The sequence below is a fragment of the Kouleothrix sp. genome (genome assembly GCF_046328425.1).
In the GTDB taxonomy this organism is placed as follows: domain Bacteria; phylum Chloroflexota; class Chloroflexia; order Chloroflexales; family Roseiflexaceae; genus Kouleothrix.
The window spans coordinates 174,786-186,562 of record NZ_JAXLWP010000015.1 but is presented as its reverse complement, the minus strand read 5'-3'; the positions used below and the strand labels follow the sequence as shown (position 1 = coordinate 186,562).

Annotated in this window: 11 protein-coding genes; 6 read left to right on the top strand and 5 right to left on the bottom strand. The window is 67.3% G+C overall.

What is annotated here, in order from left to right; translation table 11 throughout:
* The first annotated feature begins 120 nt into the window (after nt 1-120).
* Together U0177_RS15725 and U0177_RS15720 are read left to right on the top strand one after the other, a co-directional pair.
* Nucleotides 121-579, top strand: coding sequence for a nitroreductase/quinone reductase family protein (locus tag U0177_RS15725; protein WP_409571592.1), 459 nt, complete (start codon nt 121-123; stop codon nt 577-579).
* 12 nt (nt 580-591) lie between these two features.
* A complete protein-coding gene (locus tag U0177_RS15720; protein WP_409571591.1) occupies nt 592-1,044 on the top strand; it encodes a DUF6069 family protein in 453 nt (150 codons plus the stop codon).
* 143 nt (nt 1,045-1,187) lie between these two features.
* On the opposite strand, the gene U0177_RS15715 is transcribed toward U0177_RS15720, so the two are convergent.
* Nucleotides 1,188-1,937 carry a hypothetical protein gene (locus U0177_RS15715; protein WP_409571590.1) on the bottom strand — a complete coding sequence of 250 codons (750 nt, stop codon included), beginning with the start codon at nt 1,935-1,937 and terminating at the stop codon, nt 1,188-1,190.
* A 512-nt stretch (nt 1,938-2,449) separates the two neighbouring features.
* Between U0177_RS15715 and U0177_RS15710 the strand changes: the two genes are divergently transcribed.
* Nucleotides 2,450-3,040 (top strand): nitroreductase family deazaflavin-dependent oxidoreductase, encoded by a 591-nt coding sequence (locus U0177_RS15710; protein ID WP_409571589.1) that lies wholly within the window; start codon nt 2,450-2,452, stop codon nt 3,038-3,040.
* A 302-nt stretch (nt 3,041-3,342) separates the two neighbouring features.
* Nucleotides 3,343-4,755 carry a tyrosine phenol-lyase gene (locus tag U0177_RS15705; RefSeq protein ID WP_409571588.1) on the top strand — a complete coding sequence of 471 codons (1,413 nt, stop codon included), beginning with the start codon at nt 3,343-3,345 and terminating at the stop codon, nt 4,753-4,755.
* A 25-nt stretch (nt 4,756-4,780) separates the two neighbouring features.
* Here the strand turns inward: U0177_RS15705 and U0177_RS15700 are convergent, their stop codons facing one another.
* Together U0177_RS15700 and U0177_RS15695 are read right to left on the bottom strand one after the other, a co-directional pair.
* Nucleotides 4,781-5,233: a MarR family winged helix-turn-helix transcriptional regulator gene (locus tag U0177_RS15700; RefSeq protein ID WP_409571587.1), complete on the bottom strand. Its 453-nt coding sequence runs from the start codon at nt 5,231-5,233 to the stop codon at nt 4,781-4,783.
* Nucleotides 5,234-5,280: 47 nt separating this feature from the next.
* Nucleotides 5,281-6,933: an MDR family MFS transporter gene (locus U0177_RS15695; protein ID WP_409571586.1), complete on the bottom strand. Its 1,653-nt coding sequence runs from the start codon at nt 6,931-6,933 to the stop codon at nt 5,281-5,283.
* Between the two features lie 365 nt (nt 6,934-7,298).
* On the opposite strand from U0177_RS15695, the gene fabD reads away from it, so the two are divergent.
* Together fabD and fabF are read left to right on the top strand one after the other, a co-directional pair.
* Nucleotides 7,299-8,249, top strand: coding sequence for an ACP S-malonyltransferase (gene fabD, locus U0177_RS15690; RefSeq protein WP_409571595.1), 951 nt, complete (start codon nt 7,299-7,301; stop codon nt 8,247-8,249).
* Between the two features lie 76 nt (nt 8,250-8,325).
* Nucleotides 8,326-9,564, top strand: coding sequence for a beta-ketoacyl-ACP synthase II (gene fabF, locus U0177_RS15685; protein ID WP_409571585.1), 1,239 nt, complete (start codon nt 8,326-8,328; stop codon nt 9,562-9,564).
* A gap of 12 nt (nt 9,565-9,576) precedes the next feature.
* Here fabF and U0177_RS15680 read toward each other — a convergent pair whose 3' ends face one another.
* The gene (locus tag U0177_RS15680) at nt 9,577-10,431 is read right to left on the bottom strand and encodes a hypothetical protein (RefSeq protein WP_409571584.1); all 855 of its coding nucleotides are present in this window, start codon (nt 10,429-10,431) and stop codon (nt 9,577-9,579) included.
* Nucleotides 10,432-10,503: 72 nt separating this feature from the next.
* The gene (gene serS, locus U0177_RS15675; RefSeq protein WP_409571583.1) at nt 10,504-11,772 is read right to left on the bottom strand and encodes a serine--tRNA ligase; all 1,269 of its coding nucleotides are present in this window, start codon (nt 11,770-11,772) and stop codon (nt 10,504-10,506) included.
* Between the last annotated feature and the right edge of the window lie 5 nt (nt 11,773-11,777).

The following is an 11,777-nucleotide window of genomic DNA, read 5'->3' as shown; positions in this document are numbered from 1 at the left end:
TACAGCGCCGCTGGGCTCGATCGCGCGGCGCTTTTCTTCGCAGATATACTTAGTCGCCTAGATTCTTGGCCACAAGATAATTTTACCGAAAGATCGAGCTGAAGAACGTGGAGGATTCGTATGGCTGAAGCAACCACAACCGCCCCGCGCCGGCCGCCGGCATTCATGAACAAGCTGATCGGCGTGGTACTGCGCTCGCCGCTGCACGGCCTGGTGAGCAAGGATCTCCTCTTGCTGACATTCACCGGCCGCAAGAGCGGCGCCTCAATCACGACGCCGGTCACATACACCCGCAGCGGCGAGCGCCTGCTGGTGTTCACCGGCTCGCCCTGGTGGAAAAACCTGCGCGGCGGCGCGCCGGTGACGCTGCGGCTGCGCGGCCGCGTGGTGCGCGCCACCGCCGAGGTGTCGGAGGACTCCGCCACGGTGCTGGCCGAGACGCGCGCCTACCTGGCGCGCAAGGGCGTGAGCAACGCGCGCATGATCGGCCTGTCGCTCGACTCGACGCGCGAGCCGACCGACGCCGAGCTGCGGGCGGCAATCAATGGCCGCGTGGCGATCTACATTACTACTGAATAGGGAGGCAATCGTATGGAATCGACACTTTCGCATTCGGCGGCCGCTTCACCCGAGCAGGTCGCGCTGGGCAAGCTGGCGTGGGCCGGCCCGCTGGCGATAGCCGCGGCCGTCGTCGCGAATCTAGTTGTACGCGTGATCGCCGTCGCGCTGCTGAACCCGGCACCCGAGGTCATAGCGCTGGGCTGGGGGCCGCCGATCATCTTCACGTTTGCCGGCGTGCTGGGCGCGGTGATTGTATTCGCGCTGATCGGCCGCTTCGCGCGGCGCCAGCCGATCGCGCTGTTCCGGCGCGTGGCGCTTGTGGCGCTGATCGTATCGCTCATCCCGAACACGCTTATACTGTTCAACCCGCAGGCGGCGCCGTTCCCTGGCGCCACCGCCGGGGTGGTGCTCGCGCTCTCGCTGATGCACGTGCTCGCCTGGGCGATCAGCGTGGGCGTGCTGACGCGCTACGCTCGCCGGTAGGCCTCTAGCTTGGCTCGAATACCAAGGCCAGCGGAATAGCCACGAAGACTCAAAGACTCGAAGGCGCTCGGAGGCCATACATTCTTCGGGTCTTCGTGGCTAGTTGAGCGAGGCTACACATGCGTCCCCGCTGGCATACAAGGCTAGCGGGGCCGCGTCGCCAGCGCGCGCGGCCGCAGCGAAGCAGCCGACGCGCGGTACAGCGATCGGTAGACGAGTATCGCGATCGCGACGTATGCCAGCGTCTTCGGGATCATCAACATGCCGATCATCGGCGCGCGCTGCACCCAGAACACCACTGGCAGGTAGCACGCGTACGATACCAGGATCAGCCGGCCGATCCAGCGGAACAGCCGGTCGCCGTGGGCCTGGGCATCGCGCAGCATCAGGAAGGCCACGCCCAGCCCCTGCACGATCAGCGGCAGGTTGCGGTACAGCGACCACGGCTGCGGCGGCACCGATTGCTCCCAGGCGTTCTGCGGAAACGCCATGATCGCCAGCCGCGCCACGCCCGCGCCGAGTAGCACCAGCGCAGCAATACCCCAGCCATGGCCGAAGCGCACCCGCCAGCTGTCGAGCACCAGCATGTAGAACAGCGTGAGCGTGGTAGCGGTGGCCAGCGCGCCAGCGCCTACCAAGCTCACCGATGCGCTCCCCAGCGCCAGCCTGGCGTCGAGCCCGCCTAGCGCATACGCAAGCACCCGCAGCCCTACGTGGCCGGTGTCGCCCAGCGCCAGCAGCGCGAATGCTGCCAGCATCCGGCGCGCCACCGGCGCGTCGCGGCCGGCTACGCTGGCACGCCGCGCGAACATCGCCGCCACCAGCCACCATACCACTAGGAGGTACGCGATGTTGAAGCCAACCTCGACCCACATCCGCATGCGCTCACTCATAGCTGCCTCCACACCTGCTTGGTTCATCCACACGCTTCTCACACTAAATCCGGCTGATCACTTGCGTGGTGGCAGATTCGTGCGTGGCTTCCGCCCCCCGCAATTTTGTTAGGACTTACGCAGTTGGCGCGCTCAGCCTTCGGCAGAGCGGTACTATCTTCGTGTACGGTATGCGCTCCGCGCGGAAAAACCGCATACAGAAGATAGAGGAGTACCATGCTGCCGCAGGCGCAATCTCGTCGCTTGAGGAAGCCGAACAGCGCAAGTGCGTAACTCCTATTTGTTTGCGATGTTCTACCCGGCTTCGCCGGGTAGAACATCGCAAAACGAAAGTGATCAAACGGAGTTGGTATCAGTGTACGCCCGCGCGGTGGCGTGGTGCGGGAAGAAACCAGCACGCGCCGGGCACATTTCTTTACTGGCTGGTGAACGCTTTGGCCCCGCGCGTAGCGAGATCTTTTCGCCCATGCCGGCTGCTCTGCACTACAATCGGCAGAAGCAAAGGAGTATGTATGCGTACCGATACCCCGCCGGCTAGCGTGCTGGCCCGCCGTGCCTTTCGCGCGTTCAACCGCTTCATGGTGCTGCTGTGGCGGCTGGGCCTGGGGCCCTGGCTTAATGCGTGGCCTTCGGTTGGCGGCCGGATCATGGTGCTGACGCACACCGGGCGCGCCAGCGGCCAGCGCCGCCGCACGCCGCTGAACTACACCATCGCCGACGGCGATATCTTCTGCGCCGCCGGCTTCGGCCCCGGCTCCGACTGGTATCGCAACATCCTGCGTGCGCCGGATGTCGAGCTATGGCTGCCCGATGGCTGGTGGGCAGGCGTTGCCGAGGATGTATCGGGCTGTGCCGAGCGGCTGCCGCTGCTCCGCGCGGTGCTGCGCGCGAGTGGCTTTGCTGCGCGCCTGGCTGGCATCGACCCCGATCGGCTGGACGATGCCGCGCTCGCCCGCGCCACCTCCGGCTACTGCTTGGTGCGCATCCGCCGCGCTGCCGCGCGCACTGGCCCCGGCGGCCCCGGCGACATGGCCTGGCTCTGGCCGAGCGCGACGCTGCTGCTGCTGGCGCTGCGCCTGCGGCCACGGCGCGCGCGGCTATAGCCGGGAGCAGCGATAGTGATATGACTCTTCTCGCTACACTGTTCGGCTCCCTCAAATAGGCGCGTTTGCCTGCGGCAGCACGGTACTCAGCCATCGTTGTGTGCGGCTTTTCCGCGCGAAGCGCGGAAAAGCCGCACATCGATACAGTATCAAGAAGCGCTCCCCGCTCTGCGCTCATTCGCTCGCCCGCCGGTTGTCGAGCGTTTACCGCAGGGCCACACATCTGCACGCTGCTGTGGCCGGCCTTTCGATTAGACTGAGGCGATTGGCGCTGTGATATGGATCTCGCAAGGAGGCGAACCATGAGCCACCCCAACCCTCAGACAATGGGCCAGCAGTTTGGCCGGCGATCGTGGGCCGAGCCCTGGAAGATCAAGATGGTCGAGCCGCTGCGCATGATCTCGCGCGACGAGCGGGCGCGCGCGCTGGCCGAAGCTGGCTACAACACCTTTCTGCTGCGCTCCGACGACGTGTATATCGACTTGCTGACCGACAGCGGCACCAGCGCAATGAGCGACCGCCAGTGGGCTGGCATGCTGCTCGGCGACGAGGCATACGCCGGTAGCCGCAACTTCTACCACCTCGAAGAGGCGATTCAGCACTACTACGGCTACCGCTATGTCGTGCCTACGCACCAGGGGCGCGGCGCCGAGCACCTGATCAGCCAGGCGGCGATCCGGCGCGGCCAGTTCGTGCCTGGCAACATGTACTTCACCACCACGCGCCTGCACCAGGAGCTGGCCGGCGGCATCTTCGCCGACGTGATCATCGACGAGGCGCACGATCCCAGCAGTTTGCACCCGTTCAAAGGCAATATCGACCTCGGCAAGCTCGAGGCGCTGATCCGGCGCGAAGGCGCTGAGAAGATCGCGTATGTGAGCCTGGCCGGCACCGTGAACATGGCCGGCGGCCAGCCGGTAAGCATGGCGAATGTGCGCGAGCTGCGCGCGCTGTGCGATCGCTACGGCGTGCGCCTGTTCCTCGACGCCACGCGCATGGTCGAGAATGCCTTCTTCATCCAGGAGCGCGAGCCAGGCTACGCCGAAACGCCGATCGCCACGATCGTGAAGGAGTTCTGCGGCTACACCGACGGCGCCTGGATGAGCGCCAAGAAGGACAACCTGGTGAATATCGGCGGCTGGCTGGCGGTGAACGACGAGCAGCTGTTCGAAGAGCTGCGCAACCTGGTGGTGGTGTTCGAGGGGCTGCATACCTACGGCGGCCTGGCCGGGCGCGACCTCGAGGCCATGGCGATCGGCATCGGCGAGTCGATGCACGACGATCACGTGCGCGCTCGCATCGGCCAGGTACGCTACCTCGGCGAGCTGCTGACCGACTGGGCCATTCCGATCGTGCAGCCGGTGGGCGGCCACGCGGTGTTCCTCGACGCGCGGCGCTTCTATGCACACCTGCCGCAGGCGCAGTTTCCGGCGCAGGTGCTGGCCGCCGAGCTGTACCTCGACTCCGGCATTCGCTCGATGGAGCGCGGCATTGCCAGCGCCGGGCGCGACCCGGCCACCGGCGACCACTACTTCCCGAAGCTCGAGCTGACGCGCCTGACCATCCCGCGCCGCGTGTACACGCAGGCGCACATGGACGTGGTGGCCGAGGCGGTGAAGGCGGTGTACGACGCGCGCGAGTGCACCCACGGCCTGCGCATGGTCTACGAGCCGAAGTACCTGCGCTTCTTCCAGGCGCGCTTCGAGCGCCTGTAGCCGCTGCAGGGGCGAGAACGCGCGGCTACCCGGCGTCGAGCGCCAGCGCGTTCTCGCGAATACGCCTCAGGCACTGCCGCAGTACGGCCATGTCGCCCTCGCTGATGCCGGCGGTGAGCAGCTCTTGAAAGGTGATCCGCTGCTCGTCCATCGTGGCGGCCAGTGTTTCGCCGGCGGGCGCGAGCGTCACCAGCGTAAACCGGTTGTCGTGCGGGTCGGCGCGGCGAAACACCAGGCCGGCCTCTTCAAGCTGCTTCACCTGCCGGGTGATCGCCGCGCCGTCGACTTGTAGCTGCTGCTGCAGCGCCGACTGGCTGATCTCGCCCTCGCGGCGCAGGGTTGCGAGGATCTGCCAGCGCGCCCGGCTCATGCCGACATGGCGCTCGAACGGCGGCACCAGCGCGTGGTAGGCGTGCGCGATCAGCTGTACCACTGTTTCGGTTGCGGGCGCGCTCGCGGCCACAGGTCCTTTACTCATCATCACCTCATTCGCGCCATGCGCGCCTACAATCGGGTTTGGCCGTGCTATAGCGCGCCCAGGCTGCCCTCGTCCAGGCCCTCGCGGCGCGCCTGCTCGATCGCGCTGGCCGAGACGCGCGCGCCGCGCATCAGCAGCACCAGCGCCAGCACGCCGATCGCCGCGACGCACGCCAGCCAGAACCCGGCGCGGATGCCACCCACCAGCGCGCCGCGGCTCAGGTCGAGCAGCTGTTGCAGCTGCGCCGGGCCGCTGGCGCCTACCTGGCGCGCCAGGGCGCCAAGCGCGGCCTGCGCGTCGGGGCTGATCAGCGCCTGCGGGTCGTGCAGCGCCGCCGCCAGCCGCGGGTCGGTGCCGGCCGGCTCGGCCGCGCTGAGGCGTGCCACAAACAGGCCGTTCACCAGCGCGCCCACGATCGCCGTGCCAAGCGTGCTGCCGATCAGCCGCAGAAACTGGATGGTGGAAGTGCCGACGCCCAGCCGGTGGCGCGGCACCGTCGATTGCACCAGGATCGTCAGCATTGGCAGCAGCATGCCCACGCCCAGGCCGCACATCCCCAGCTCGATGCCCAGCAGCAGGTGGTTGATCGACAGCGATACCCGCGTGAGCAGCAGTGCGCCAGCGTTGAGCACGAGCGCGCCGATGGTCATCAGCAATGGCGCCCGGCCGATCCGCGCGAACAGCTGGCCGCTGAGCAGCGAACCAACCGCCATGCTCGTTACCAGCGGCGTCAGCAGCGCGCCGGCTTGGCTGGCGCTCAGCCGCAGCGCGCCCTGCGCGAGCAGCGGCGTGTAGAACACCAGGCCGAACAGCGCGAAGCCGATCAGCAGCGAGATCAGGCAGCAGATCGCTACCGTGCGGATCTGAAACAGGTCGAGCGGCATCAGCGGCTCGGGCGCGTGCCGTTCGACCCACACAAACGCCGCTAGCAGCAGCGCGCTGCCCGCCAGCAGCCCTACGATTGTCGGCGAACCCCAGGGCATCTGCCCGCCACCCCACTCTACCGCCAGCAAGAACGCGCTTACCGCCGCGGTGATCAGCGCCGCGCCGGCCCAGTCGATGCGCGCATTCGGCGTGCGTGGCGAAAGGTTGCCAGGCAGTGTGAGCGTCAGCACCGCGATTGCCAGGATGCCGACCGGGAGATTTACATAAAATACCGAGCGCCAGCCAAGCGTATCGGTCATGATGCCGCCCAGGCTTGGGCCAACCACACTCGCCAGGCCAAAGGTGCTGGTGAGGATGCCCTGCCAGCGCGCGCGGCGCTCGGGCTGTGGAAACATATCGCCGACGCTGGTAAACGCGGTGGCCTGGAGCATGCCGGCGCCAATGCCCTGCACGCCGCGCGCCAGAATGAGAAACAGCATGCTGTTGGCCGCGCCGCAGGCCAGCGACGCCGCTACAAACACCGTGATCGCCGCGAGCAAAAACGGCTTGCGGCCGTAGAGGTCGCCCAGCTTGCCCATGATCGGCACCATCACCGTCGACGTCAGCAGGTACGAGGTCGCCACCCAGGCGTACACCTCGAAGCCGTGCAGCTCGGCGACGATCCGCGGCAGCGCCGTGCCGACGATCGTCTGGTCGAGCGCCGAGAGCAGCACTGTCAGCGCGATGCCGATCATCGCCAGTAGCGCGGGCAGGCCGCTCATGCCCTGCTCGAGCGAGCGGGCCGGGGGAACAAGCTTCTCTGATTGTGCTGCCATGATCTCCTCAGAACATCCTGTCGTGATCCAGGTTACGCACACGCGCCGTGGGCTGGTGCTGCCTGCGGCCATGCCGCTCAGCCACCTTGTGTGCGGTTTTCCGCGCTCCGATACAGGCGAACACCTAGCCGAATGCGCGAGCAATAATTGACCCATCAATCATTGATCTATCAAGAATTATACCACAGGCTGGCGTGCCCGCGCCTGGGCTGCGATTTGACAAGCGTAATGCCGCTTGCTATACTCTGCCAGTTTTTGTATTCAATCGTGTTTACAGCGTCGTAAAGCGTGATAGCCCGTGATGATGCGGGCGCCGATAAATGGCCCATATCATCAGGAGGGGAAGTTTGGACATCCTCAATTCGATGAAGGCTCGGATCGCCTTCGTCTTCCCCGGCCAGGGATCGCAGTACGTGGGGATGGGCAAGCAGCTCTACGATGCCTCACCCGCCGCCCGGCGCATCTTCGACAAGGCCGACGCGGTGCTCGGTTTTCCGCTCTCGGCCCTATGTTTCGAAGGCCCGCAGGACGAGCTCGACGATACCTATAACGCCCAGCCCGCGATCCTGACCGTCAGCATTGCCTGCCTCGAGGCGCTCAAAGAGCGCTTTGGCCCGCTTGGTTACCTGGGTACACCCAAGCTCGTGGCTGGCCACAGCATGGGCGAATTCACCGCGCTGGTGGCTGCCGGCGTGCTCGATTTCGAAGATGCGCTCAAGCTCGTGCGCGAGCGCGGGCGCCTGATGAAAGAGTCGGGCGAGCAGCGCCCCGGCGGCATGGCTGCGGTGATCGGCCTCGACGAGCACACGCTTGCCGAGGTAGTGCAAGAGGCGCAGTCCGAAGGCGTGGTGACGCTGGCAAACGCCAACTCGCCCGGCCAGACGGTGCTCTCGGGCGAGGTTGCCGCGCTGCAGCGCGCTATGGAGCTGGCCAAGGCTCGCGGCGCGCGCATGGTGCAGCGCCTGGCCGTGAGCATCGCCTCGCACTCGCCACTCATGCAGCAGGCCTCGCTCCATTTCACCGAGCTGATCAACCGCATTCACTTCCGCCCGCCGCAGGTGCCGCTGATCGCCAATATCAGCGCCCAGGCGCTCACGACCGTCGACGAGCTGCGCGCCGAGCTGTCCGAGCAGCTGACACGCCCAGTGCAGTGGACGCGCTCGGTGCAGGCGATGGTCTCGGAGGGCGTCGACACGATCGTCGAGATCGGGCCGAAGCAGGTGCTCTCGGGCCTGATCAAGCGCATTACGCCCGAGGCCAAGCCGGTGACGCTCACCGATGCCGACGTGGTGAAGCTGCTGGCGAGCGGCGACTAGCCCGAGTATCGCTACGCCGCAGGGCGAGAGCCGCCCTGCGGCGCGTGCCTCATGCGTTCTGATCCTGGAGGAATATATGCGCCGTGTTGTGATCACCGGCCTTGGCGCCGTCACGCCTGTGGGGAACGACGTGCCGACGATGTGGCGCGCGCTGCTGAGCGGCACCAGCGGGGTTGGGCCGATCACGCGCTTCGATGCTTCGGCTATGCCCATCCGTATCGCCGGCGAGGTCAAGGGCTTTGCGCTCGACCCGAGCGTCGAGCCGCGCGAAGCCCGGCGGCAGTCGCTCTACACTCGCTACGCGCTGAACGCGGTGCTCGAGGCGGTGCGCGCGGCCCGGCTCGACATGGCCCAGGAAGACACTGAGCAGGTCGGCGTGATCTACGGCACTGGCTCGGGCGGGCTCGACCTGATCTTCGAGAACCACGATGTGTACCGCGAGCGCGGCTACCGGCGCGTGGCGCCTACGCTGATCGCCAATATGATCCCCGATGCCGCCAGCGGCTATATCGCCATTCAGCTGGGCGCGCAAGGGCCGAATATGGCCGTCACTGCGGCCTGCTCCACCGGCGGCCATAACGTCGGCGAGGCCTACGAGACAGTGCGGCGCGGCGATGCCGAGGTGATTGTGACGGGCAGCAGCGAGGCGCCGATCCACCCGACGATCGTGGCGTCGTTCACCACCATGCGCGGCCTCGCCGAAGATAACGAGCACCCCGAGCTGGCATGCAAGCCGTTCGACGCGCGCCGCAGCGGCTTTATTCTCTCCGAAGGCGCGGCTGCGCTCATCCTCGAAAGCCTCGACCACGCGCTGGCGCGCAATGCGCCGATCGTCGCCGAGATCGTCGGCTATGGCAATAGCGCCGACGCGCTCGACATGATCGCCGCCGACGAGACCGGCGCCGGCGCGGCGCGCGCCATGAAGATGGCGCTGCGCAAGTCGGGCCTGCGCCCCGACCAGGTGAGCTATATCAACGCGCACGGCACCGGCACGCCGCTGAACGACTCGGCCGAGACCCAGGCGATCAAAACCGTGTTCGGCGACCACGCCTACCGCCTGGCGGTCAGCTCCACCAAGTCGATGCTCGGCCACCTCATGGGCGCGGCGGGCTCGGTCGAGGCGCTGATCTGCGCGCTGGCCGTGCACGACGGCCGCATCCCGCCAACGATCAACCTCCAGCAGCCCGACCCAGCCTGCGATCTGGACTATGTGCCGAATGTGGCGCGCGAGGCGCACGTCGACGTGGCGCTCTCGAACTCGATCGGCCTGGGCGGCCATAACTCCGCGCTGATCCTTAAGCGCTACCAGGCGTAGCACTATTCGCGCCTATGGCCCGATCGCCAGGTTCGCCTCGGGGCACCAGCCCTCGTAGCCGCCGGCCTCGATCAGCTGCCAGCGCGTGTTGTTGGCGTCGACCTGCTGCTGCTCGCGCAGGGTTACCTGCATGCCGTCGGCCAGCTGAATCGCGCGCGTCGGGCTGTCGAACGCGGGGGTGACGTGCAGCCAGCCGGGCGCGCCGTTCAGGCCGGCGATGGTGGCGCGGCGCGCACGCGGCGTGGGTGTGGGGTCGGCGTCGAATGGCGCTGGCTCGGCGGTGGGCGCTGGCAGCGCGCCAAGCGCGCGCAGCAGGCGTGGCCCGTCGATCTGCTGGTAGATCACCCACAGCACGCCAACCAGCGCCGCGAGAAACAGCAGCGATGCGGCCAGTCGTAGCCACGGAAAGGGCCGCCGCGGCGGCGGCTGTACCGGCGGGGCTACCGCCGCCGTGGTACGGGCGCGCTCGGCGCGCTGGTCGATCTGGCGCACCAGCTCGCGCCGGCCGCACAGGTTGGCGGCCAGCCGCCCGAGCTGCTGCACCTGCTCGGGCGCCCAATCGCAGGCGTCGCCGCGCGCAATCGCCAGGCGCTGGCGGGCCGATTCCAGCGCCAGGGCGCGTGCTTCGCCAGCCAGCAGCTCGTGCTGCTGGGCCAGCTCGGCCCGCCGCAGCCAGGCGAGCTTGCCGCCCTCGATCAGCGCGCGGTCGGCGTCGCCGAGGCCGGCCTGCTCCAGCAGCGCGGCGTCGATGCCGCGCTCAAGCGCGGCGTGAAATGCCAGCAGCGCCGCGCCCAGCAGCGCGCTGTCGTCGCCGGCGCGCCGATAGATCGCCACGCCGCGCTCGAGCCGCTCGTCGATCTCGCCCATCCGCGCCCCCGTAGCGAAAGAGTCGAGAGACAAAGAAACAGCCTATGCATAGGCTGTCTCCTTGTCCCGTTGTCAGCCAATCACGTCGATCCCGCCCATATACGGCCGCAGCACCTCAGGCACGGCGATGCTGCCGTTGGCCTGCTGGTAGTTCTCCATGATCGCGATAATCGTACGCGGCATGCCCAGGCCCGAGCCGTTCAGCGTATGCACGAACTCGGGCCGCGCGCCGGGCTCGGGCCGGAAGCGCGCGTTCGCGCGGCGTGCCTGGAAGGCCTCGACATTCGAGCACGAGCTGACTTCGAGCCACTCGCTCTGGCCAGGCGCCCACATCTCGACATCGTAGGTTTTCGTGGCCGCAAAGCCCAGGTCGCCAGTGCAGAGCGCCTTGGTGCGGAACGGGATCCCGAGCAGGCGGCAGCACTCCTCGGCGTCGGCGCGCAGCTTCTCCAGCTCGGCGTAGCTGGTGTCGGGGTGCACGAACTTGTACATCTCGACTTTGTCGAACTGGTGGCCGCGCTTGATCCCGCGCACGTCGCGCCCGGCGCTCATCTTCTCGCGGCGGAAGCACGGCGTGTAGGCGCAGTAGTGCAGCGGCAGCTGCGCCGCGTCGATGATCTCGTCGCGGTGCAGGCTTGTCACCGGCACCTCGGCGGTTGGCACCAGCCACAGGTCGTCTTCCACGTCGCGGTACAGGTTGTCGCGGAACTTCGGCAGCTGGCCCGAGGCCCACACGGTCTCCTCTTTCACCACGAAAGGCGTGTACACCTCGGTGTAGCCCTGGCGGCCGTGCAGGTCGAGCAGCCACTGGATCACCGCGCGCTGAAGCTTGGCGCCCAGGCCCTTCAGCACGTAGAAGCGCGAGCCCGAGATCTTCACGCCGCGCTCGAAGTCGATGATCCCCAGCTGCTCGCCCAGCTCCCAGTGCGGCTTGGGCGTGAAGTCGAACGCGCGCGGCTGGCCCTCCTGCGCGATCACGACATTATGATCCTCGTCGGGGCCGTCGGGCACGCTCGGGTGCGGCAGGTTGCGCAGCTCGAGAATGGCCATGCGCTGCTGCTCCTCCACCTGCGCCACCTGCCGATCCAGCTCGGCGATCCGGTCGCCCACGCCGCGCATCTCGGCGATCTTGGTGTCGCGCGCGGCGGCGTCTTTCATCTTGCCGATCTCTTTCGACACCGCGTTGCGCGTGGCTTTCAGCGCCTCGACCTCTTTCAGCAGCGTGCGGCGCTGCTCGTCGTAGGCCAGCACTGCGTCGACGGCGGCCGGCTCGACGCCGGCGCGCCCTAGCTGCGCTTTTACATCGTCGGTCTGCTCGCGCAGCAGCCTGATATCCAGCATATATG

Bases quoted from the DNA above. Each gene is read 5' to 3' on its own strand.
- U0177_RS15725 (WP_409571592.1), top strand. From the start codon at position 121: ATGGCTGAAGCAACCACAACCGCCCCGCGCCGGCCGCCGGCATTCATG.
- U0177_RS15720 (WP_409571591.1), top strand. From the start codon at position 592: ATGGAATCGACACTTTCGCATTCGGCGGCCGCTTCACCCGAGCAGGTC.
- U0177_RS15715 (WP_409571590.1), bottom strand. From the start codon at position 1,937: ATGAGTGAGCGCATGCGGATGTGGGTCGAGGTTGGCTTCAACATCGCG.
- U0177_RS15710 (WP_409571589.1), top strand. From the start codon at position 2,450: ATGCGTACCGATACCCCGCCGGCTAGCGTGCTGGCCCGCCGTGCCTTT.
- U0177_RS15705 (WP_409571588.1), top strand. From the start codon at position 3,343: ATGAGCCACCCCAACCCTCAGACAATGGGCCAGCAGTTTGGCCGGCGA.
- U0177_RS15700 (WP_409571587.1), bottom strand. From the start codon at position 5,233: ATGAGTAAAGGACCTGTGGCCGCGAGCGCGCCCGCAACCGAAACAGTG.
- U0177_RS15695 (WP_409571586.1), bottom strand. From the start codon at position 6,933: ATGGCAGCACAATCAGAGAAGCTTGTTCCCCCGGCCCGCTCGCTCGAG.
- fabD (WP_409571595.1), top strand. From the start codon at position 7,299: ATGAAGGCTCGGATCGCCTTCGTCTTCCCCGGCCAGGGATCGCAGTAC.
- fabF (WP_409571585.1), top strand. From the start codon at position 8,326: ATGCGCCGTGTTGTGATCACCGGCCTTGGCGCCGTCACGCCTGTGGGG.
- U0177_RS15680 (WP_409571584.1), bottom strand. From the start codon at position 10,431: ATGGGCGAGATCGACGAGCGGCTCGAGCGCGGCGTGGCGATCTATCGG.
- serS (WP_409571583.1), bottom strand. From the start codon at position 11,772: ATGCTGGATATCAGGCTGCTGCGCGAGCAGACCGACGATGTAAAAGCG.